Origin of the sequence: Rhodocaloribacter litoris (assembly GCF_011682235.2) — a bacterium.
In the GTDB taxonomy this organism is placed as follows: domain Bacteria; phylum Bacteroidota; class Rhodothermia; order Rhodothermales; family ISCAR-4553; genus Rhodocaloribacter; species Rhodocaloribacter litoris.
The window spans coordinates 2,638,942-2,659,431 of sequence record NZ_CP076718.1 but is presented as its reverse complement, the minus strand read 5'-3'; the positions used below and the strand labels follow the sequence as shown (position 1 = coordinate 2,659,431).

22 protein-coding genes are annotated in these 20,490 nt (G+C 67.8%); 18 read left to right on the top strand and 4 right to left on the bottom strand.

The genetic code is table 11. The annotated features are described in order from the left end of the window. Positions 1 to 78 precede the first annotated feature (78 nt). The 8 genes from amrB to GQ464_RS11105 all read left to right on the top strand — a co-directional run bounded on the left by amrB (position 79) and on the right by GQ464_RS11105 (position 9,649). Positions 79 to 876: an AmmeMemoRadiSam system protein B gene (amrB, locus tag GQ464_RS11140; protein WP_166979208.1), complete on the top strand. Its 798-nt coding sequence runs from the start codon at positions 79 to 81 to the stop codon at positions 874 to 876. A 48-nt stretch (positions 877 to 924) separates the two neighbouring features. Continuing rightward, positions 925 to 1,851, top strand: a complete 927-nt coding sequence (locus tag GQ464_RS11135; RefSeq protein ID WP_166979203.1) for a Rossmann-like and DUF2520 domain-containing protein — start codon at positions 925 to 927, stop codon at positions 1,849 to 1,851. Between the two features lie 142 nt (positions 1,852 to 1,993). Then, positions 1,994 to 2,542, top strand: coding sequence for a hypothetical protein (locus GQ464_RS11130; protein WP_166979200.1), 549 nt, complete (start codon positions 1,994 to 1,996; stop codon positions 2,540 to 2,542). Next, positions 2,539 to 2,940, top strand: coding sequence for a hypothetical protein (locus GQ464_RS11125; protein ID WP_166979197.1), 402 nt, complete (start codon positions 2,539 to 2,541; stop codon positions 2,938 to 2,940). The genes GQ464_RS11130 and GQ464_RS11125 overlap by 4 nt, the downstream gene beginning before the upstream one ends. Positions 2,941 to 3,018: 78 nt before the next feature. Continuing rightward, positions 3,019 to 3,834 (top strand): peptidylprolyl isomerase, encoded by an 816-nt coding sequence (locus GQ464_RS11120; RefSeq protein ID WP_166979194.1) that lies wholly within the window; start codon positions 3,019 to 3,021, stop codon positions 3,832 to 3,834. A gap of 266 nt (positions 3,835 to 4,100) precedes the next feature. Further along, positions 4,101 to 5,669: a lysine--tRNA ligase gene (lysS, locus tag GQ464_RS11115; RefSeq protein ID WP_166979190.1), complete on the top strand. Its 1,569-nt coding sequence runs from the start codon at positions 4,101 to 4,103 to the stop codon at positions 5,667 to 5,669. A gap of 28 nt (positions 5,670 to 5,697) precedes the next feature. Beyond that, on the top strand, positions 5,698 to 6,990 hold the full coding sequence (locus tag GQ464_RS11110; protein ID WP_228350220.1) for an MFS transporter: 1,293 nt from the start codon (positions 5,698 to 5,700) through the stop codon (positions 6,988 to 6,990). A gap of 271 nt (positions 6,991 to 7,261) precedes the next feature. After that, positions 7,262 to 9,649 carry a sensor histidine kinase gene (locus tag GQ464_RS11105; RefSeq protein WP_166979187.1) on the top strand — a complete coding sequence of 796 codons (2,388 nt, stop codon included), beginning with the start codon at positions 7,262 to 7,264 and terminating at the stop codon, positions 9,647 to 9,649. Between the two features lie 28 nt (positions 9,650 to 9,677). Here the strand turns inward: GQ464_RS11105 and queG are convergent, their stop codons facing one another. The 3 genes from queG to rpsT all read right to left on the bottom strand — a co-directional run bounded on the left by queG (position 9,678) and on the right by rpsT (position 12,305). After that, positions 9,678 to 10,667, bottom strand: coding sequence for a tRNA epoxyqueuosine(34) reductase QueG (queG, locus tag GQ464_RS11100; protein WP_166979184.1), 990 nt, complete (start codon positions 10,665 to 10,667; stop codon positions 9,678 to 9,680). Positions 10,668 to 10,818: 151 nt separating this feature from the next. Next, complete coding sequence (locus GQ464_RS11095; RefSeq protein ID WP_166979181.1) at positions 10,819 to 11,763, bottom strand: OmpA family protein; 945 nt, start codon at positions 11,761 to 11,763, stop codon at positions 10,819 to 10,821. Between the two features lie 287 nt (positions 11,764 to 12,050). Beyond that, a complete protein-coding gene (gene rpsT / locus GQ464_RS11090) occupies positions 12,051 to 12,305 on the bottom strand; it encodes a 30S ribosomal protein S20 (RefSeq protein ID WP_166979178.1) in 255 nt (84 codons plus the stop codon). 114 nt (positions 12,306 to 12,419) lie between these two features. On the opposite strand from rpsT, the gene GQ464_RS11085 reads away from it, so the two are divergent. The 10 genes from GQ464_RS11085 to atpG all read left to right on the top strand — a co-directional run bounded on the left by GQ464_RS11085 (position 12,420) and on the right by atpG (position 20,094). Next, a complete protein-coding gene (locus GQ464_RS11085; protein WP_228350219.1) occupies positions 12,420 to 13,382 on the top strand; it encodes a M23 family metallopeptidase in 963 nt (320 codons plus the stop codon). Positions 13,383 to 13,404: 22 nt separating this feature from the next. Further along, positions 13,405 to 13,866 (top strand): bactofilin family protein, encoded by a 462-nt coding sequence (locus GQ464_RS11080; protein WP_166979172.1) that lies wholly within the window; start codon positions 13,405 to 13,407, stop codon positions 13,864 to 13,866. Beyond that, positions 13,850 to 14,140 carry an AtpZ/AtpI family protein gene (locus GQ464_RS11075; protein ID WP_166979169.1) on the top strand — a complete coding sequence of 97 codons (291 nt, stop codon included), beginning with the start codon at positions 13,850 to 13,852 and terminating at the stop codon, positions 14,138 to 14,140. The genes GQ464_RS11080 and GQ464_RS11075 overlap by 17 nt, the downstream gene beginning before the upstream one ends. 124 nt (positions 14,141 to 14,264) lie before the next feature. Beyond that, on the top strand, positions 14,265 to 14,618 hold the full coding sequence (locus tag GQ464_RS11070; RefSeq protein ID WP_228350218.1) for a hypothetical protein: 354 nt from the start codon (positions 14,265 to 14,267) through the stop codon (positions 14,616 to 14,618). A 62-nt stretch (positions 14,619 to 14,680) separates the two neighbouring features. Beyond that, positions 14,681 to 15,859, top strand: a complete 1,179-nt coding sequence (atpB, locus tag GQ464_RS11065; protein WP_166979163.1) for a F0F1 ATP synthase subunit A — start codon at positions 14,681 to 14,683, stop codon at positions 15,857 to 15,859. A 58-nt stretch (positions 15,860 to 15,917) separates the two neighbouring features. Then, entirely contained in the window at positions 15,918 to 16,145 is a 228-nt protein-coding gene (gene atpE, locus GQ464_RS11060) for an ATP synthase F0 subunit C (RefSeq protein WP_166979160.1), read from the top strand. A gap of 173 nt (positions 16,146 to 16,318) precedes the next feature. Further along, the gene (gene atpF / locus GQ464_RS11055; protein ID WP_166979155.1) at positions 16,319 to 16,828 is read left to right on the top strand and encodes a F0F1 ATP synthase subunit B; all 510 of its coding nucleotides are present in this window, start codon (positions 16,319 to 16,321) and stop codon (positions 16,826 to 16,828) included. A gap of 1 nt (position 16,829) precedes the next feature. Next, the gene (atpH, locus tag GQ464_RS11050) at positions 16,830 to 17,384 is read left to right on the top strand and encodes an ATP synthase F1 subunit delta (RefSeq protein WP_166979152.1); all 555 of its coding nucleotides are present in this window, start codon (positions 16,830 to 16,832) and stop codon (positions 17,382 to 17,384) included. A gap of 57 nt (positions 17,385 to 17,441) precedes the next feature. Then, positions 17,442 to 19,031, top strand: a complete 1,590-nt coding sequence (gene atpA, locus GQ464_RS11045; protein WP_166979149.1) for a F0F1 ATP synthase subunit alpha — start codon at positions 17,442 to 17,444, stop codon at positions 19,029 to 19,031. Between the two features lie 139 nt (positions 19,032 to 19,170). Then, entirely contained in the window at positions 19,171 to 20,094 is a 924-nt protein-coding gene (gene atpG, locus GQ464_RS11040) for an ATP synthase F1 subunit gamma (RefSeq protein ID WP_166979146.1), read from the top strand. A gap of 3 nt (positions 20,095 to 20,097) precedes the next feature. Here atpG and GQ464_RS11035 read toward each other — a convergent pair whose 3' ends face one another. Next, positions 20,098 to 20,490 (bottom strand): hypothetical protein, encoded by a 393-nt coding sequence (locus GQ464_RS11035; RefSeq protein WP_166979143.1) that lies wholly within the window; start codon positions 20,488 to 20,490, stop codon positions 20,098 to 20,100.

Genomic DNA, 20,490 nt, shown 5'->3' with positions numbered 1-20,490 from the left:
CTCGACCCGGGTTTCCCGGTTGAATCATCCCGGGCCTGACCGGCCCCGTCCCCTGTGAGCTTCCCCCTGCGCGTTCCCATGCACCACCACGAAAGTGCTGTCTACGCCACGCAGCCCCGGCCGCTCCGGCAGCAGCTCGAAGAGCTCCTGCAAGCCGCCTCCCCGCCCGCCATCGCGGGCGACATCCAGGCGCTGATCGTGCCCGATGCCAACCTGGTGAGCGGCGGCGCCATCGCAGCGACCGTGTACAAAACGCTCGAAAACCGGAGATACGACACGGTCATCCTGGTCGCGCCCAGCCACACCGGCCCGTTTCGCCGCATGACGATCTGCCGCGTCGACACGTACCAGACCCCGCTCGGCGCGCTGCGGGTCAACGACAAGGTGCGAAACGAGCTCTGCGACGAGGAAGACGACATCTTCCTCGACGACACCGGCCACTTTCACGTCGACGGCATCGACGTGCAGTTGCCGTTTCTGCAGTTGATGCTGCCCGCGTTCGACATCGTTCCGGTGGTGATGGGTGAAGAGACGCCAGAGATGTGCCGGGAGCTCGGCTATGCCATCGGCGAAGTGTCCTACAACCAGCGCACGCTGGTCGTCGCCTGCGCGAACGTGCTGGCGGCCGCACCGGAGGCGCTAAACCGGTTCGAGGAGGCCCTCAGGGCGCTGGACGTCTCCCGGCTGATGCAACTGCTCAACAGCGAGCAGGTGCTGATGCAGGGCAAAGGCGCCGTGCTGGTGGCGGTGCTGGCAGCCCTGCACCGGCGGGCCAACCTGACGGCGGAGATCGTGGCATTGCAGCCCCCCGCCGAAGACCGGCCGGGCTTCCTCGGGGCCGTCATCGCGACCGGCGGCGGGCGCGACCGGCGGTAGACCCGGCTTTCGGACGTCGAGCGACCCGCACATCCTGCGAGACCCGTCGTGACGCAGCACGACCACGCAACGAACGCCTCGCCCCGCTTCGCCCTGATCGGAGCGGGGGGCCTGGGTACGGCCCTCGGCCTGCGCCTGGCCGCATGCGGCTATACGGTTCGCGCCGTCGTGAGCCGTTCCGGGGTGTCGGCACGTCGCCTGGCCGCCCGCGTGGGCGCCGTCGCCACCCCGCTCGACGACCTGCCCGGGGACGTGGAGGTCGTCCTGTGCTGCGTTCCCGACGACGCGCTGGCGCCCCTGGTCGAAGCCCTGTCCCGGCTCCCACGCGACTGGGCGGGCACGGTGGTCGCCCACACCTCCGGCACCCGCTCCAGCGAAGCCCTGGCCCCCCTGGCCCGGCGCGGCGCCCTCACCCTCCGCTTCCACCCGCTCCAGTCCTTCCCTCCCGGCAGCCCGCCCGAGCGGTTCGACGGCATCTACGTGGGGCTGGAAGGCCGGCCGGCGGCCCGCGCCTTCGGCGAACGCCTGGCGACCGGCCTGGGCGCTCGTCCCGTGACGATCCCCGCCGGAGCCGGCCCCCGCTACCACCTGGCCGCCACCCTCGCCTCGAACTTTCTCGTCACCCTGATGGCGCTCGCCGCCGAGGTGCTCGCCGGCGCCGGCTTCGACCGCCCCACCGCCCGCGCGATGTTGCAACCCCTGGTCGAAGGAACCTGGCGTAACCTGGCCGATCGGCTGCCGGAGGAGGCCCTCACCGGCCCTGTGGCCCGGGGCGACCGCGAGACGGTGCGCCGCCACCTGCAGGCCCTCCACCAGGACCTGCCCCACCTGCTGCCCGTCTACGCGGCCCTGACCGGCGAAACCGTCCGCGTGGCCGTGCGCAGCGGCCGGCTCAACCCCGAAGACGCCCGGTCCCTGCTCGACCTGCTGCACGCCGCCCTCGACCCACCCGGCGACCCGCTTCTGGATCCCTAGCACCCCCGCCCTGAGGAACCTTATGCACGCCTCGGGGTAGGTGGTCCGCCCAACAAAAAGTCGAACAAACAAAGGGTTATGCATGGACGACGATACGCCGTTCACCTGGAGACCCCGACGTTTTTCCCATAGATTTGGACGTGTGACGCTTCCGGACGGGTTGCCCGAAGCCGGGCAGTCCACCACCCGGACACCGGAGGCAACCCTCGACCCGCCGGCCTGCCCCGAAGCGGATCGCGCCCGCCTGCTGGCCGAAGAAGGCCGGCTCGGCGATGCGACCGGGCAGTCCGTCATCGTGACGATCCTGCAGGTGCTGGCGCGCATCCGCCGGTCCGAACAGACTGTGGCCGCTTCGGCCATGTCGCTGGCACAACGCGAGAAGCTCACCGGCATGATAGCCGGCCTCGACGCCTTCTCGGCCACGCTGGAGAAGGCCCTGCAAGACCCGGGCCGCAAGATGCTGGCCCTGAAGCCGCGTGCGCGTGCGGAACCGGCGGGCGAGAGCCTGTGGTGGTTCGCCCTGGCCGAAGCCCTGCAGGCCATCGAGGCCGGCGTGAAGCAGATCGCCGCCGTCGTCGCCGGGCGCCCGCGCGGGCATCCCGCCCGGCTCCTGGGCAGCCTCGCCATGCGGCTGCTCCGCCGCCATGAACACGCCCTGCTGGCCGAAGCCGCGCACTGGATGTCGTCATGACGGACGATCACATCGAAGCCCTGCTCGCCACCGACGCCGCCGAGGTGGAGACCCGCTGGCAACACCTCGACGCCTGGATGCAGCGGCGCTTCGGTCGCCCCGCCACCATCGAGGCCGTCCTCTTCCTCATCGGCATCCAGGCCCACGGCAGCGGCTACCAGCCCGACCTGGACCGGGACCGCAAGCAGAGCCTCATCATGGAAGGCACCTACTGCGTCTTCGAAACGCTGGGGCTCTACGAGCGCGTCGGGATGAACGACGACGGCTTCTGGATCTGGGAACGTACCCGCCCCCTGCCCGACCTCGACGTCGAAACCCAGGAAAAACTCCTCCGTCTGGCCATCCTCCGCTACTTCGACGAGTTCCTGGACGAGGCCGGCGTAGGACACGGGACGTAGGCACCGGCGTCACCCCGGCCGAAAACCTGCCATGCTTCAATCGCCAAAAAAAAGACTGCGCAACACGGTAACCGAACCATGACCGCCCGACGTGCTTTCGCCTGGCTGGTGCCGCTGGCCCTGCTCCTGGCCTGCGAGACGGGGCGCGAGGCGCCGGCCGAAACCTCCGAGCACACCACCCCGCCAGACCCCCGCATGACCGCCGAAGCCGACACGCTCGACCTGCCCGAGACGAACTACTACGAGATCGCAACGCGCTACGGCCGCATGGTCGTCCGCCTCTACGACGAGACCCCCCTCCACCGCGACAACTTCAAGAAGCTGGTGGCCCGGGGGTTCTACGACGGCACCACGTTTCACCGCGTCATCGCGGGCTTCATGATCCAGGGCGGCGACCCCAACTCGAAAGACGACGACCCCTACAACGACGGGCAGGGCGGCCCGGGCTACACCCTCCCGGCCGAGTTCCACCCCCGCTTCTACCACAAGCGCGGCGCCCTGGCCACGGCCCGGCAGGGCGACCACGTCAACCCCGAGCGGCGCTCCAGCGGCAGCCAGTTCTATATCGTCCACGGCACCAACCCGATCGACGAAACAATGCTGGCACAGATGGAGGCCCAGATCCGAACGGCCACGAACAACCCGGACTTCCGCTTCTCGGACGCGGCCCGCACCGCCTACCTCCGCGACGGCAGCGCCCCCTTCCTGGACATGCAGTACACCGTCTTCGGCGAGGTCGTCGAAGGCTTCGACGTGCTCGACCGCATCGCCACCACCCCCACACCGAAAAGCCAGGGCCGGCCCGCCCATCCCGCCCTCGGCGACCAGCCGCTCGAACGCGTCGAGATGACCGTCCGACCCCTGCCGGACTACCCGCCGAAGCCGGCCGGATGACTCCGCCGGGCACGGACTGCGGCGACCGCGACCGTCCGGCTCGAAACGCCGGGCCGCGCAGGCCCCGGCAAGACGAGACCGCATCCCGCGCGAGACGCCCTACGCCCGGCAAAACACCGGTTTCGCAAAAAAACAACCGGCAATCCGCGGCACACCCTGGCACGTAACCGTTATCTTTGGCAGGACGTGGCCCGGACGGGACGCCCGCTCGTCCCCGCGTCCGGGCTGCGTCCTTTTGTTTTGCTGACCTCCGACCGCGCAGACCCATGACCGACCGACCGCTCTCCGAACAGGAACGCCGGCGCCGCGAAGAGCGCACGATGCTCGAAGAGCTCGGCATCAACCCGTACCCGTACGCCTGGGACGTGACGGCCCGCGCCGCCGAGATCCTGGCGCAGTTCGACGACGCCCGCCACCAGCCCGGCGAGGACGGCACCGCTCCGGAACCGTTCCGCGTCTCCATCGCCGGGCGGATCATGTCCAAACGGGTCATGGGCAAGGCCGCCTTTTTCCACCTGCAGGACGCCACCGGGCAGATCCAGGTCTACGTCCGCCGCGACGACCTGCCCGAGGGCTTCTACAACCAGGTCTTCAAGAAGCTGCTCGACATCGGCGACATCGTGGGGGTGGAAGGGTTCGTCTTCCGCACGAAGATGGGCGAGGTGTCGGTGCACGCCGGGCGGCTGGAGCTGCTGGCGAAGGCGCTGCGGCCGCTGCCCGTGGTGAAGGAGGCCGAGGGGAAGATCTACAACGAGGTGACGGACAAGGAATTCCGGTACCGCCAGCGTTACGTGGACCTGATCGTCAACCCCGAGGTGCGCGACGTCTTCCGGAAGCGGGCGCAGATGATCACCACCCTCCGCCGCTTCCTCGACGAGCGCGGCTACCTGGAGGTGGAGACGCCCGTGCTGCAGCCCGTCTACGGCGGTGCCTCGGCCCGGCCCTTCATCACCCACCACAACGCGCTCGGGCTCGACCTCTACCTCCGCATCGCCGACGAGCTGTACCTGAAGCGGCTCATCGTGGGCGGGTTCGAAGGGGTCTACGAGATCGCCAAGGACTTCCGGAACGAGGGCCTCAGCCGGTTCCACAACCCGGAGTTCACCATGCTGGAGCTCTACGTGGCCTACAAGGACTACCACTGGATGATGGACCTGGTGGAGGAGATGCTCGAGCACGTGGCCGTGACGCTCCACGGCACGCCCGAGGTGACCGTGGGCGGGCAAACGATCTCGTTCCGCCGTCCCTGGCCGCGCATCCCGATGCTGGAGGCCATCGAGAAGGAGACGGGCCACGACCTCTACGGCAAGAGCCGCGACGAGCTGGCCGCCATCGCCGAGGGGCTGAGGCTGGAGATCGACGACACGATGGGCAGCGGCAAGATCATCGACGAGATCTTCGGGGCGTTCGTGGAGCCGAAGCTGATCCAGCCCACCTTCGTCATCGACTACCCGGTGGAGCTGAGCCCGCTGGCCAAGCGGCACCGCTCGAAGCCCGGCCTGGTGGAGCGCTTCGAGGTCATCTGCAACGCGAAGGAGATCTGCAATGCCTTCAGCGAGCTGAACGACCCGGAGGACCAGCGGGCGCGGTTCCTGGAGCAGGCCCGCCTGCGCGCCGGCGGCGACGAGGAGGCCATGCAACTCGACGAGGACTTCCTCCGCGCCCTCGAGTACGGCATGCCCCCGACGGCCGGCCTGGGGGTGGGCATCGACCGCCTGGCGATGATCATGACCGACCAGCCCTCCATCCGCGACGTCATCCTCTTCCCCCTGTTGCGCCCCGAGCAGCCCGCCACCGCGGAGACACGGGCCGAAGCGGACGCCACGGAGCAATGACCGGCGCCGGGCTGCCGGACCACCGACCATGAGCAAACCCCCGATGGAGGCGACCCCGGCCGAGTCCCCGCCGCCGGGCGCACCGGCCGGGTACGTGGAACTCATCCGGGACAACGTCCACTTCCGGCGGCTGTGGATCGGCAACGTGGTCTCGCTCCTGGGCGACTGGTTCAACACCATTGCGCTCTATACGCTGGTGAGCGAGCTGACGGGCTCGCCGCTGGCGCTCGGGGCCGTGTTCATCACGAAGATGCTGCCGTGGGCGCTGGCCTCACCCCTGGCCGGCGTCCTCGTGGACCGGTTCAGCCGCCGCCGGGTGATGATCGCCTCGGACCTGCTGCGAGCGGTGGTCGTGCTCGGCTTCCTGCTCGTCGACGAGCCGGGGGAAGTGTACCTGGTCTACGTGCTGACGGCGCTGCAGGTGGTCATCGGCTCGGTGTTCCCCCCGGCGCAGAGCGCCTCGATCCCCAACATCACGACGCCGCGCGAGCTGCTGACGGCCAACGCGCTCATGTCCGCCACCTGGTCGGCGCTGCTGACGCTGGGAGCCGCGCTGGGCGGCTTCGCGGCAGCCTGGCTGGGCCTGAAGGCCGTCTTCGTCCTGGACAGCCTCACCTACCTCGTCTCCGCCTTTTTCATCTACCGGACGGTTATCCCCCAGGATACGGAGGAGGGGACGAAGTTGCCCGTGCGGGCGGCGTTCGGCAAAATCGCGGAGGGATGGCGCTACCTGCGCACCCACCCGCCCGTGGCCCGGATCGCCCTGGCGAAGGGAACGTGGGCTGCGGCCGGCGGAGCGCTCGTCTACATGCTCACCCTGCTGGGCGAGACGCTCACGCCCGGGGCCACGTCGGTGGGCATCGGCGTGCTGTTCGCCGCGCGCGGCTTCGGCACGGGTGTGGGACCGGTGCTGGCCCGCGCCTTCTTCCGGGACCGGCGGCGCTGGCCCGTCCTCATCGGCGCCTGTATCACCTTCAGCGGGCTGTGCTACGGCCTCGTGGGCGGCCTGCCGTGGACCTACGCCGTGGCCGTCTTCGTCGTCGCCGCCCATGCCACCAGCGGCGCCAACTGGGTGCTCTCGACCGTCCTGCTCCAGGAACGCACCGTCGACCGGTACCGGGGACGGGTCTTCGCCACCGAGTGGCTGCTCGTCATGCTCGCCGACACGGCGAGCATCCTCACCGCCAGCCTCCTGCTCGAAGCCGGCCTGCTCGACCTGCGCGGGGGCTTCCTCACCTTCGCCGCGTTCCAGGTACTCTGCGGGCTCGGCTGGCTGGCGGGCATCGTGCCGCACGAGCAACGGACGGGCGTTACCCGCTGAGACGTGCGACCGCGTCCCGGGGCAAGGGGCCGGGAGACCACGGCTACGGGTGGAAAAATCGCCCCTTCGAACCCGAAAACGCCAGAAAAATCTTCGTCTCCCTCCGGTCCGGCCCCGCCTTCGAAGACGCCGCCGGGCGGGGACGGCAGCCGGATGCATCGCCTTGCCCGGAGGCTGCTCGCCCCATACCCGGAGGCGGCCCGGCGTACTTCCGGGCGAATGGAACGATCTGTGCAGGGTCGGCCTGTGTCAAACGAAGGGCTGGCTGCCGATGGGTTATCCGAACAAAAATGAGACGACCGGGGAAGCGCCGGTCGATCTCCGGTCTCTTCTTGAGAAAGCACCGGTGGTCGTCCTGCACATGCGGGCCGACGGGACCGTGGTCTATGCCAGCCCCGCCGTACACCGGCTGACGGGGTATACGGCGGCAGAGGTGACCGGCCGGGCGTTCTGGGACGAGGTAAGCCTTCCGGAGGATCGAAGCCGTTTGCAACAGGCCCGGCAGGCGGCCCTGAACGCCGGTGCGGCCACCGTGACGGTGCGCTTCTTCACACGGGACCGGCACCTCCGTGCGGCCGAGTGGCATCTCTTCGCCGAAGAGCACACCCTCGCCGGGCTCGTCCTCGACGCAACGGCCCGGCACGAACTGCAGGAAGCCCTTTTTCAGAGCGAATTGCTCAACCGAACGTTTCTCGAACAAAGCCCGCTGGGCCTGCTCCACCTCGACGCCGACGGAACGGTGACGTTCGAAAACCACCCGTTCCGGCAACTCGTCGGCGAGCGCGCCGAGGATGCCTGGATCGGCCTGAACCTCTTCGACATGCCGGGGCTGGACGCGCGGCTCCGGGGCCGTGTGAAGGCCCTCCTCTCGGCGGGCGAAGCCTTCCACGGCGCCGAGGTGTCGTTCCTCCGGCCTGCCGGGGGCGGGGTGCGCCACCTGCTCGTGCACGGGTCCCCGATTCGTAACCCGGACGGCTGCATCGTCGGCGGCGTGTTGATGGTCGAGGACGTAACCCGCACCAGGGAGCAGCAAGAAACCCTGTCGTTGCACGACCGCTATGCCCGGGCCGAGGCCGAGCTCCGCTCCGCCGCCCTGGCACATCCCGAAGAGACCCCGTTCCTGCGGGCGGCGGCCGCCATGCTGGGCCGGGCCTGCGGGGCCGACCGCGCCCATATCCTCGTGCACAACACCGTCGACGACTACTGTGCGAGCCGGACCGTATGGAGCGCCGGAGACCACCGGCCGGACCCGCTCGTCGTGCGCCATCGCGAGATCGCCCCGCTCCGGGAGCCCGCACCGCCTGCCGCGCCCCGGTCGATCCACGCCCACGCCGGGACCCCCGAGACCCGGGTGTTGCTGCACCTCACCGGCGCCGCCGAAGCCCTCTGGATCCCCTTTTACGAGACCGGACGGAGGGCCGGCTTCGTGCTGCTCGAACGGGTCGAAGGCAGGCAGGCGGCCTGGTCGGACACCGAGCGCGCGTGCATCGAGCAACTCGTCGAGGTCTTCGAGACGCTGTGGACCTGGGTGCAGGTCGATAGCCGCTACCGGCTGACCCTCTCGACCATCGACGATGCCCTCTTCCACTTCACCTTCTCCGAAACGGGAACGCGCCGGTACGTCTTCATCACCCCGCAGGTAGAAGCACTCGTCGGATACGAGCCGGCCGCCCTGCTCGCACACGGCGAGACGTCCCTGGACTGGAGTGAAGCCCTGGTCCACCCCGACGACCGGGCACACGTCCGCGCCCACGACGAACGACTCCGGAGCGGGCACGAAAGCCGCGTCATCTATCGCATCCGGCACCGGGACGGGAGCCTCCGCTGGCTGCGCGAGCACGGCACCCCCCTCCGCGACGCCGCCGGGCACGTCACCGTCAGCGGTATCCTCACCGACGTGACGGAGCAAAAACAGGCCGAAGAGCTGCTCGTGCAGGCCAAGCAGGAGGCCGAACGTGCCAGCCGGCTCAAGACGGCCTTCATCGCCACGATGAGCCACGAGATCCGCACCCCGCTGGGCGCCGTCCATGGCTTCGCCGAACTGCTGGCCGCCGAGCTGAAGGAATGCGGTACCGAACTGCCCCCCGAGGTACACGAGTTCGCCGAGGCCATCCGGGACCGGGCCGACCACCTGCTGGGCCTCGTCAACGACCTCTTCGACCTCTCGAACATGGAGCTGGGCGGGCTCCCCCTCGAACGGGTACCGCTGGACCTGCATGCCCTACTTCACCCCCTGCTCGACGACCTGACGTCCCGGGCCGCCCGGAAAAACCTCACCGTGCATCGCCACTTCGCCCCGGACGCCCCCGTCGTCCTGGGCGATGCGCGACGCATCGAACAGATCTTCCGCAACCTCTTCTCGAACGCGCTCAAGTTCACCGAATCCGGCGGCGTCACGGTCCGCACCCGCCGGCTGGAGCGGGAGGTCCTGGTCGAGGTGAGCGATACCGGCGTGGGCATGGCCCGAGACTACCTCGACCGGCTCTTCACCCCCTTCACGCAGGAGGAAGACTGGCGCAACCGCCGCTTCGAGGGCACCGGGCTTGGCCTGGCCCTGGTCAAGCGCCTGCTCGACCGGCTCGGCGGCCGCATCGAGGTCGAGAGCGAGAAGGGAAAAGGCACCACCTTCCGCGTGTTCCTGCCCGCCGGCGACCGGTAGTGCGCGAAACCACGGGCCGGCCCGGCCGCTATGACGCGGGACCAGACGGGGTTTCCCCCGCATCGGCCGCGTTCTCCAGCGCGATGCGCACGTTGCGCAGAAACCCCTCCAGTTTGGCCCGCTTGACGGGGCTTTTGCGAAAACGCCGGCGGAATTCCTCCAGGTCCAGCTCGACCCACTCGCGCAGTTCCGTATCCGTGAGGCCGGGACGCGGGGCGTAACGCGGCTCGCTCGCCGGGCGCTTGAACTTGTTCCAGGGGCAGACATCCTGGCACACGTCGCAGCCGAAGATCCAGGTGCCCATGCCGGGCCGGAGGTCTTCCGGGATGTCGTCGCCCCGGTGTTCGATCGTCAGGTACGAGATGCAGCGGTTGGCGTCGACCACGTAGGGCTGCACGATGGCGTCGGTGGGGCAGGCGTCGAGGCAGCGGGTGCAGGTGCCGCAGTAGTCGGGCACGGGACCGTCCGGGGGCAGGGGGACGTCCACGATCAGCTCGCCGAGAAAGAAGTAGGAGCCGAGCGAGCGGTTGATGAGGTTGGTGTGCTTGCCGATCCAGCCGAGGCCGCTGCGCCGGGCCCAGGCTTTGTCCATGACCGGGGCCGAGTCCACGAAAGCCCGTCCGTGGATGCCGCCGGCCTGCTCGTCCAGCCAGGCATAGAGCCGGTAGAGCTTTTCTTTCATCACCTCGTGGTAGTCGTCGCCCCAGGCATAGCGGCTGATCTTGCCGGCCGTGGGCCGCTGCGGCTGTTCGACGGGCTGGTAATAGTTGTGCAGCACCGAGATGACCGAGCGGGCGCCGTCGACGAGCCGGCGGGGGTCGGTGCGCTTGTCGAAGTGGCGTTCCATCCAGTACATCGTGCCGTGGTAGCCCCGGGCAAGCCACTGTTCGAGGCGGCGGGCTTCCTCGTCGAGGCGCTCGGCCCGGGCGATGCCGCACGCATCGAAGCCGAGCCGGGCGGCCTCTTGCTTCAGGGCCCGGGCGAGCCGGGCCTGGGCCTGTTCGTCGAAGCCGGGCATGAGCGCATCGGGGTTGAGCGGTGCCGGAGACGGGAGGCAAACGAGGAAGCACGTGGAGAGGTTCGGATAGCCCTGCCGCACCGTCAAGCATAGAAAAGGCGGGCCCGCCCGGAGGCAGGCCCGCCCGTAATCTGAAGGCCGATGACCGGGATTACCGGACCGGGATGGTGTCGGCGCGGCGGTACTGGCTCGTGCCTTCCTTCTTGCTGGTGATGCCGGTGACGCGGCCGCGGCCCTGGGCCACGATGCGGCTGGCCGGGATACCGCCCTGCGTGTAGAACTGCTCGACGGCGCGGGCGCGGTCGGTCGAGAGCTGCTGGGCGTTACGCTCGCCGGGGGCCGCGAAGCCCTCGACGCGGACGTTCAGGTTCGGGCACTCGCTCAGGATGTCCAGGTTGTCCTGCAGGGCCGCGCGGGCGGCTTCGGTCAACACGCTGCTGTTGCGGTCGAAGAAGGCCGCGTTCATCTCCGTGATCTCCCGGCAGATGGCCGCCTCGTAGAGGCGCACGTTGAGCGTCAGCGTGCGCGAGTCCGAGCCGTGCCGGTTGCGCACGTTGAGCGTGACGGTGTAGGTGCCGGGGTTGCTGAAGGTGTGCGTCGGCGAGGCGTCGGTGCTGGTGCCGCCGTCGCCGAAGCTCCAGTTGTACGAGAGCGGCTGATCCCCGCGGACGCTGGCCTGGAACCGCACGGCCGTGCGGGTGTCCGGGTTCATGTTGTCCGCCGAGAGGGAGGTGATCTGCGCGGGCACGGGCGGGTTGACGACGACGACGCGCAGGGTCTCCGAATCGGAGGACCGGCCACCGCGGTTGGTCGCCGTGAAGGTGACCGTGTAGTTACCCGGCTGGCTGTAGCTGTGCGTGGCCGTGGTACCTTCCGCCGTGGTATTGTCGCCGAAGTTCCAGGTGGTCGTGATCGGCTTCTTGGCTTCGGCTTCGTTGATGGTGGCCGTGAAGGTACCGGCCTGGTTGGTCTGCAGGCTGTCCGGGCCGTTTACGGACAGCACCTCGACGGGGACGCTGCGGCAGCCGATCATGCCCAGGGCGCTCAGCGCGAACAGCACCGCGGCAACAAGCGGAAACGTGGTCTGGCTTTTCATGTCGTACGGTAAGGGAGGGTTAAACGGTCGATGTCCGGTTTGAGTCGGCGATATACTCGCCGATAAACTCTTTTAAGTAAGGTGAAAAAAGAAGGTTTTTCCGGCTCTTGGCAGAAGATACACAAACTTGCCGCAAATTCTCCACACCCCGCCTCGGACGTGTGGATGTTTAATATCCGAGCAATGCCGGCAAGATCCTCAAAGCCGCCCCAAAAAAGAAAAGCCCGCCTCTGCGAGAGAAACAGGCGTTTCGGGGGCGAAGGCATGCCGGCCGGCCGCGCCCGGCGCTATCCGAGTGCGTGGACCTTTTTCTCGAGCTTGCTCTTATAGTTGGCCGCCTTGTTCTTGTGGATGATGCCCCGGCTCGCCAGCCGGTCGAGGTACGCCTTGACCTCATTGAGCAGGCGCTCGGCCTGCGCGCGGTCTTCCAGGGTCCGGAGTTTCTTGATCAGGGTGCGCATCTTGCTCCGGTGCAGCCGGTTGCGGGCCCGCCGCCGGGCGTTCTGCCGTGTGCGCTTGATCGCAGATTTGTGTTGAGGCATGGCTGGATCGATCTCTGAAGGTTTTCGGCAGGAGCGAAATTCCAAGAATTTACATCCGGCACGGGGCAAAGTCAACCGGCGTGACGTCGCCGGGAAGACCCAACGGAACCCGCCTTGCGGTGGGCACGTTGTGCGCCGGTGACACCCCTCTACTTCGGTTGCCCGGGCATGTTCTCCTTTCTATCCGAATTCATACGTGATCCGCACGGCACCTATACGGTGATGGTGATGGACGAGGCGGGCCTGGAGCCGCTGCGCTCCTACCGGGTTCAGCCGCGACGGCTGCTGCTCGGGTGGGTGGCCACGGTTCTGGGACTGACCCTGTTGTTGCTGGCCCTGCTCGTCTTGACCCCGTTGCGCGAATGGGTGCCGGGCTACGGCACCGCCGAGATGCAGCGGTCGGCGCGGCTGAACGCGTTGCGCCTGGCCGCCCTGCAGGATTCGCTGGCCGCGCAGCAGCGCTACATGCAGCAGCTCCGCACGCTCGTGCTGGGCCCGCTGGATTCGTCGCTCGTCGGGCAGGACCGCCCGCCGGAGCCCGCCTTCGCCGTCGCCGGCGAGCTGGCCGAGGTCGCCGTCGATCCGCTTTCGAAGGACTGGCAGGACCACACCCAGCCCGCGCTGGCGCTCGAGCGCCTGCCTGCCACCACACTCCCCGTGCAGGTCGTCTCGGCGGCGGCCGGGGAACGCTATCTCGCCCAGCTTCGCTTTCCGGTGCTGCCGCCGGTCGACGGCTTCCCCACCCGCGGCTTCGACGCCCGCACCGGGCACTATGCCCTCGACATCGCCGTTGAAGAAGGCAGCGTCGTCCGGGCCGTCGGAGACGGACACGTGATCTTTGCCGACTGGACGCACGAAGGCGGCTTCACCATCGCCGTCCAGCACGCCGACGGCTACGTGTCGGTCTACAAACACAACCAGCGCCTGCTCAAGCGCGTCGGGGACCGCGTGCGCGACCGCGAAGCCATTGCCTTCAGCGGCAACTCCGGCGAGATCACCACCGGGCCCCACCTCCACTTTGAACTCTGGCACAACGGGCTGGCCCAGGACCCCCGGCTCTATTTCATCGGGTTCTGAGCGCCCTCATCCTCCACCCCCCATGGCACTCTTCAGCAACAACAAGGAACAACCGATGGCACGACAGGGCAACACCCCTTCCCCGGCGCAGATCAACATGATCGGCGAGGGCACGGTCTTCGAAGGCACGCTGCGGGCCTCCGGCGACGTGCGCGTCAGCGGCCGGATCGTGGGCAAGCTGATCGTCGAGGGCAAAGCGCTGGTGGCCCCCGAAGGAACCGTCGAGGGAGAACTCACCGCCACGAACGCCGACGTGGCCGGTCGCGTCGAGGGACAGGTGCAGGTCCGGGAACGCCTGGTGCTCCGCGGGTCGGCCCACATCGAGGGCGACGTCACGGCGGCGCGTCTGGTGGTCGAGGAAGGCGCGACGTTCGATGGCACCTGCAAGATGGGCCAGCTGAGCCCCGAAAAAGCCGCCACGCTCAAACGCAACGGGGATGCCCGCCCCCCTGCCGAGAAGACCCGGGATGAACGAGCCACCTGAACCGCGTGCCACCGGTGACTGGCGGGCCGGCCTGCGCGCGGCCGGGCCCTATGTGGGCCTCGGCCTCCAGCTCGCCTTCACCATGGTGTTCTTTACCGGTGCCGGCTACCTGCTCGACCGTACCCTCGGCACGTCGCCGTGGCTGCTCATCGCCGGCGCCCTGGTCGGGATCGCGGCGATCTTCATCCAGATCTTCCGCATCAGCGCCCAGATGACGGCACGGGCCGAACGGGAACGCCGGCGCCGGCAACGGGGCGGCGATCCCCCCTCCTGACGCCGGCCCGTTTTCTTCTCCGCATCTCAACGATACGACCCCGTTTCACTTGCTATTGCCGGTCCTTTCATTCATAATTCACTACGGGTTATCGATCGCCACAGGCTGTTCTGCGTAGTTTTGCGTGCTGTCTTGGAAGACGAGCCTTCTGACCTACACGCGCCCGATCGTGATGGCCGCAGAACTCTGGCTTAGCATAGGTCTGGGCGCGGGCATCGGACTGCTCTACGGCGGGGCCAGCTACCTTACCTACCGGCGGGCCCTGTCTGCTCCGAAGCACCGGTTTCTGCTTCTCGTCTGGGGCGGACTGGTTGTGCGCCTGTTCGCGGCGCTGTCGGCGATCACCCTCATCGTGATCCTGGCTCCGGTTCGGGTGCCGGCCTTCGTCGGGGCGTTCTTCGGCGTCTTCGTGGTCGTGCTCGTCGTCGAGATCTACGTTTTGCATCGTACCCGGCCCCCGAAGCCGCCGGAAACATGAGCGCGCTTTTGAGCAGAAAGACCGGCAGAAAGCGCTTCGCGATCAACGCTGTCAACGAAAGCATGATACATCGTTTCCTGTGCCTGCCGTTCGCCGCGCTGGCGCTGCTGCTCTTGCCCGCCGCCGCGCTGGCACAAGAGCATGAGGAAGAAGAGCTGGACCCCGTGCACCACGTCGCCGACGGGTATTACCTCGACTTCTCGCCGTTCGGCAAGGCCGAATTGCCCCGCCTCTTCGTCGTCCGGCGGGCCGACGGGCGCCTCGGTTTCGATGTCTTCGGCTCGACGCACGCGGCCCTGGAATCCGGCCGGTATGTGGCCGAGGGCGGCGATCCGGGCGGGCACGGTAGCTATCTCGACGCGGTGATCGTGCCGGCGGAAGGCGAACTGGTCGTGGACCTCTCCATTACCCGGCACCTCGTCTTCGCCTGGATCGGGGCGCTCATCGTGCTGCTGATCTTCGTCTCGCTGGCCCGGCGTTACCAGCGGGGGATCGGGCGAGAGACGGCCCCGCGCGGTATCTTCCAGAACCTCTTCGAGACCCTCATCGTCTTCGTGCGCGACGAGATCGCGCGGCCCAACCTGGGCGAGAAGGCCGGCCGGTACCTGCCCTATCTGCTCTCCGTCTTCTTCTTCATCCTGACGTGCAACCTGCTGGGGCTGGTCCCCTTCGGGGCAACGGCCACCTCGAACCTGATGATCACGGCGGTACTGGCCGCTTTCACCTTCCTGCTGACCCAGTTCGGCGGTTCGAAGGACTACTGGCTGCACATTTTCTGGCCGCCGGGGGTGCCCACGTTCGTCAAGCCCATCCTCATTCCCGTCGAGATCCTGGGTATCTTCACGAAGCCTTTTGCGCTGGCCATCCGTCTCTTCGCCAACATGACGGCCGGGCACCTGGTGATTCTGAGCCTGATCGGGCTGATCTTCACCTTCCGGGGCCTGTTCGGCACGGGGGCCGGGGTGGGGGTGGCGCCGGTAAGCGTGGCCTTCTCGCTGTTCATCTACCTGCTGGAGTTGCTCGTCGCTTTCATCCAGGCCTACATTTTCACGATGCTCTCGGCCCTCTTCATCGGCATGGCCGTGGAAGAGCATCACCACCATGAGGCGCACGCGGAGCACGGTCTCCGGGCGCTTTCCGAGGTGGACCATCCCACGCCGCTGCTTGCCGGAAGCGACGGTGAGCCTGCCATCCCGGCCGGGCGGCAGGTGGCCCCGGTGCCGGCGTCCCAGCACGCGTGATGCTTCCCCGAGAACCCAAACCCGTACCACCAACCAACCTCACGATACAGGAAAACACATGGAACCGACTGCTTTGGCATACCTCGGCGCGGGTCTCGGCGCCGGTCTCGTGGCACTCGGCGCGGGCCTCGGCATTGGCCGGCTGGCCGGTCCGGCGATGGAAGGCTCGGCCCGCCAGCCGGAAGCCGCCGGCGACATCCGTACGTCGATGATCATCGCGGCCGCCCTCATCGAAGGCGTGGCCCTCTTCGGTCTGGTGATCTGCGTGCTGCTGGCGATCAAGTAACCGCCTTCCGGCACCGCGGAGCGCTTTGCACGCCGGCCTCGCCGTCCGGGGCCGGCAGCTCCTGAGTGGGCCGGCCCCGGCGCCACGCCTGCTCAGGAGCTGCCCTGTGCAAAGGGGTACGCGACCCTGCCCGGGAGCCGTCCTCCCCTCCACCTCACCAACGGACAAGACCGATGGCATACATCCTTGCAGCGGGCATCCTCTCGCCCAACGCGGGCCTGATCTTCTGGATCACCATCACCTTCCTGCTGCTGCTCATCGTCCTGCGCCGCTTTGCCTGGGGACCGATCACCCAGGCGCTGGAAGCCCGCGAGCGCAAGATCGAGGAGTCGATGGCACGGGCCGAGGAGGCCCTGGCCGAGGCCCGGAAGATCCAGGCCGACAACGACCGCGCCCGCCGGGAAGCGGAACAGGAGGCCCAGCGCATCCTGCGCGAGGCCCGCGAGGCCGCCGAACGGCTCCGCGCCGAGGAGCTCGAAAAGACACGCACCCAGCTCCGGCAGATGCAGGAACAGGCCCGCGCCGAGATCGAACGCGAGAAGCAGAGCGCCCTCGACACGCTCCGCGCCGAGGTGGCCGAGCTGGCCATCCGGGCCGCCGAGAAGATCCTGCAGGAGAACCTGGACCCCGCACGCCAGCGACGCCTCGTCGAGAACTTCATCGACGAACTTCCCAAGAACTGAGATGAGCGAAATCACCGTAGCACGGCGCTACGCCCAGACGCTCCTCGAGGAGGCCGAACGGGCCGGCCTGCTCGAACGGGTCGATGCGGACGTGGCAACGCTCCGGGACACCCTCGACGGCTCGCGCCAGCTCCAGCTTTTCTTCCAGAGCCCCGTCGTCTCCCGCGAGAAGAAGCGGGCCGTCGTGCAGGCCCTGTTCGAAGCACGGGTGGCCCCCGTGACGCTTCACTTCCTGGAACTGCTCGTCGAAAAGCGCCGGGAGCCGTTGTTGCCGGCCATCCTGGAAGCCTACCGCACCCTGCGCGACGCCCGGCAGGGCGTCGTCGAGGCACAGGCGCGCCTGGCGCTGCCGCCGGGTGCAGAGGAGCAAAAAGCGCTGCAGGCCGCGCTCGAGCGGATGACGGGCCGCCGCGTCCGCCTGCGCCTGGAACAGGACCCCGCCCTGATCGGCGGGGTCGTCATCCGCCTGGGCGACACCGTCTACGACGGCAGCGTCCGGCACCAGCTCGAACGGCTGCGCACACGGCTCGAACGAGGCTCTTTTCTGAACAACTGAGCGGCTTCCGCTTCCTTCATCCGACGATCATCTTTTCAAGCACATAGAGAAAAAACCATGGCAACGGCGATTCGACCCGACGAGGTAACGGCGGTCCTCCGGCGCGAGCTGGGCGGCTTCGAAGCCGAGGCGGACGTCTATGAGGTCGGTACCGTGCTCCAGGTGGGCGACGGTATCGCACGCATCTACGGCCTGACGAACGTGCAGGCGAGCGAGCTGATCGAGTTTCCCGCCAGCGGGGTCACGGGCATGGTGCTCAACCTCGAAGAGGACAACGTCGGGGCGGTGCTCTTCGGCGAGGTCGATGCGGTGAAGGAGGGGGACGAGGTGCGCCGGACCGGGCGCATCGCCTCGATCCAGGTCTCTGAGGGCATGCTCGGCCGCGTGATCGACCCGCTGGGCAACCCGATGGACGGCGCCGGCCCCATCACGGGCGAGCGGTTCGAGATGCCGCTGGAACGCAAGGCCCCCGGCGTCATCTACCGCGAGCCGGTCAAGGAGCCGCTGCAGACGGGTATCAAGGCCATCGACTCGATGATCCCCATCGGGCGCGGCCAGCGCGAGCTCGTCATCGGCGACCGCCAGACGGGCAAGACGGCCGTGCTCATCGACACGATCATCAACCAGAAGGCCACGCATGAGACCGGCAAGCCGGTCTACTGCATCTACGTGGCCGTCGGGCAGAAGAACTCGACCGTGGCCCAGGTGCGCCGCGCCCTCGAGGAAAACGGCGCGATGGACTACACGGTCATCGTCAACGCGCCGGCCTCGGCCCCCGCGCCGATGCAGTACATCGCCCCGTACGCCGGGGCCGCCATCGGCGAGTTCTTCCGGGATACGGGCCGGCATGCGCTCGTCATCTACGACGACCTCTCGAAGCAGGCCGTGGCCTACCGCCAGGTGTCGCTGCTGCTGCGCCGCCCGCCCGGGCGCGAGGCCTACCCCGGCGACGTGTTCTACCTGCACAGCCGCCTGCTCGAGCGCGCCGCCAAGATCATCGGCTCCGACGAGGTGGCCCGGCAGATGAACGACGTGCCGCCCTCGCTGCAGGGCCGCGTCAAAGGCGGTGGCTCGCTGACGGCCCTGCCCGTGATCGAGACGCAGGCCGGCGACGTCTCGGCCTACATCCCCACAAACGTGATCTCGATCACCGACGGGCAGATCTACCTGGAGGCCGACCTGTTCAACGCCGGTATCCGGCCCGCCATCAACGTCGGGATCTCGGTCAGCCGTGTGGGCGGTAACGCGCAGATCAAGGCCATGAAGAAGGTGGCCGGCACGCTTCGCCTGGACCTGGCCCAGTTCCGCGAGCTGGAAGCCTTCGCCAAGTTCGGCTCGGACCTGGACCCGGCCACGCAGCGCCAGTTGCGCCGGGGCGAACGGCTCGTCGAGGTGCTCAAACAGGGGCAGTACGCCCCGATGCCGGTCGAAAACCAGATCGCCATCATCTACGTGGCCACGCAGGGCCTGCTCGACCGGGTGCCGGTGGGCCGGGTCAAAGCCTTCGAGAACGAGTTTCACGAGCGGCTGAAACTCCAGCATGCCGAGGCCCTGGCCTCCATCCGCGAGACCGGCCAGATGAGCGACGAGGTGGCCGCCACCTTCAGAAAGGTCGCCGAGGAGCTGGTGAAGCTGTACGCCGAATGAAACGTGTGCAGGTGTAAGCGGGCCGGGGCGGGCTCCAGCCCGGGCCGGCCCCGCCCGTGAAGCCGGCCGCGGGCGGCTCACGCTTTCGACCTCCGCCGACCTGCCTACCTCCACACCTGCCTCCTAAGACCCGAACGTCATGGCAAGCCTTCGCGACATACGGAACCGGATCGCCTCAGTTCAGAACACGCAGCAGGTGACACGGGCCATGAAGATGGTGGCCGCGGCCAAGCTGCGCCGGGCCCAGGAACGTATCTTCCGGACCCGCCCCTACGCCTACAAGCTCGGCGAGATCATCAGCCACCTCAAGAGCCAGATCGACCCGACCTCCCACACGCTGTTCCTGCCGCGGGAGGAAACCAACGGGGCCCTCGTCGTCGTGGTCACGGCGGACCGGGGACTGGCCGGGGCCTTCAACGCGAACATCATCAAGCTTGCCGAACAGACCATCGAAGAGCGGTACGCCGAACTGCAGGCACAGGGGAACCTGTACCTGATCTGCGTCGGCCGCAAGGGCCACGACCATTTCGCCAAGCGCGGCTACCAGCTCGTGGGCAACTTCCGGGGCGTCTTCGACAACCTCACGTTCCATACGGCGCAGGAGGTGGTCCGCCTCATCCTGGAGGGCTACCTGGCCGACCGGTGGGACGAGGTGCTGGTCGTCTACAATGAGTTCAAGAACACGATCTCGCAGAACCGCATCGTCGAGCCCTTTCTGCCGCTGCGGGGCGAGCAGTTCCTGACGCCGGTGATGGAACAGGCCATCGAGCACCAGGCCGAGCTCAAAGAGGGCCTGGCGGTGGACTACCTGTTCGAGCCCGACGCCCGCGCCATCCTCGACGAGCTGGTACCGCGCTATCTGAACTACCAGCTCTGGCGCGTGCTGCTGGAGTCGAACGCCTCGGAGCAGGGCGCCCGCATGGTGGCCATGGACAACGCCACCACGAACGCCGAAGAATTGATCCGTGACCTGCGCCTCAAGTACAACCGCGCCCGCCAGGACGCCATCACAAAGGAACTCATCGAGATCGTCAGCGGCGCCAACGCGCTCGAACAGGGGTGACGTTCACCCCAACTCGTAGATCCTCAGGGTGGCATTGCTGGCCAGCTCCAGGGCCTTCAGCTTCTGCGCCGACTTTTCATGGGGCCAGCCCGTGATGTTGGCATGTCGCGGAGGATGATCGTCGAAGTCCACCATGAGCCCCAGATTTTCCACGATGGATACGAAAGTGTCTGCCCGACCACACAACGATCTGCCCTGTGGCGCAGCGACATACCGGCGGCCCATCTCCCAGATCTCTGTTTCCGTCAATTCATGTATATCAAAGACAGACGTTTCGCCGTCTCGATTGGGCATAAACGCACTGTACTTCACACGATGGTTTGCCGGGGCAAAATGGGAACGCTGAAGCAGAAAGCGAGCCAGCGGAATATCGCCCGGAGTTTTCGACGTGCTCAC

Bases quoted from the DNA above. Each gene is read 5' to 3' on its own strand.
- atpH (WP_166979152.1), top strand. From the start codon at position 16,830: ATGAGCGAAATCACCGTAGCACGGCGCTACGCCCAGACGCTCCTCGAG.
- GQ464_RS11110 (WP_228350220.1), top strand. From the start codon at position 5,698: ATGAGCAAACCCCCGATGGAGGCGACCCCGGCCGAGTCCCCGCCGCCG.
- GQ464_RS11125 (WP_166979197.1), top strand. From the start codon at position 2,539: ATGACGGACGATCACATCGAAGCCCTGCTCGCCACCGACGCCGCCGAG.
- rpsT (WP_166979178.1), bottom strand. From the start codon at position 12,305: ATGCCTCAACACAAATCTGCGATCAAGCGCACACGGCAGAACGCCCGG.
- GQ464_RS11105 (WP_166979187.1), top strand. From the start codon at position 7,262: ATGGGTTATCCGAACAAAAATGAGACGACCGGGGAAGCGCCGGTCGAT.
- atpE (WP_166979160.1), top strand. From the start codon at position 15,918: ATGGAACCGACTGCTTTGGCATACCTCGGCGCGGGTCTCGGCGCCGGT.
- lysS (WP_166979190.1), top strand. From the start codon at position 4,101: ATGACCGACCGACCGCTCTCCGAACAGGAACGCCGGCGCCGCGAAGAG.
- atpA (WP_166979149.1), top strand. From the start codon at position 17,442: ATGGCAACGGCGATTCGACCCGACGAGGTAACGGCGGTCCTCCGGCGC.
- GQ464_RS11075 (WP_166979169.1), top strand. From the start codon at position 13,850: ATGAACGAGCCACCTGAACCGCGTGCCACCGGTGACTGGCGGGCCGGC.
- queG (WP_166979184.1), bottom strand. From the start codon at position 10,667: ATGCCCGGCTTCGACGAACAGGCCCAGGCCCGGCTCGCCCGGGCCCTG.
- GQ464_RS11080 (WP_166979172.1), top strand. From the start codon at position 13,405: ATGGCACTCTTCAGCAACAACAAGGAACAACCGATGGCACGACAGGGC.
- atpB (WP_166979163.1), top strand. From the start codon at position 14,681: ATGATACATCGTTTCCTGTGCCTGCCGTTCGCCGCGCTGGCGCTGCTG.
- GQ464_RS11120 (WP_166979194.1), top strand. From the start codon at position 3,019: ATGACCGCCCGACGTGCTTTCGCCTGGCTGGTGCCGCTGGCCCTGCTC.
- amrB (WP_166979208.1), top strand. From the start codon at position 79: ATGCACCACCACGAAAGTGCTGTCTACGCCACGCAGCCCCGGCCGCTC.
- GQ464_RS11095 (WP_166979181.1), bottom strand. From the start codon at position 11,763: ATGAAAAGCCAGACCACGTTTCCGCTTGTTGCCGCGGTGCTGTTCGCG.
- atpF (WP_166979155.1), top strand. From the start codon at position 16,319: ATGGCATACATCCTTGCAGCGGGCATCCTCTCGCCCAACGCGGGCCTG.
- atpG (WP_166979146.1), top strand. From the start codon at position 19,171: ATGGCAAGCCTTCGCGACATACGGAACCGGATCGCCTCAGTTCAGAAC.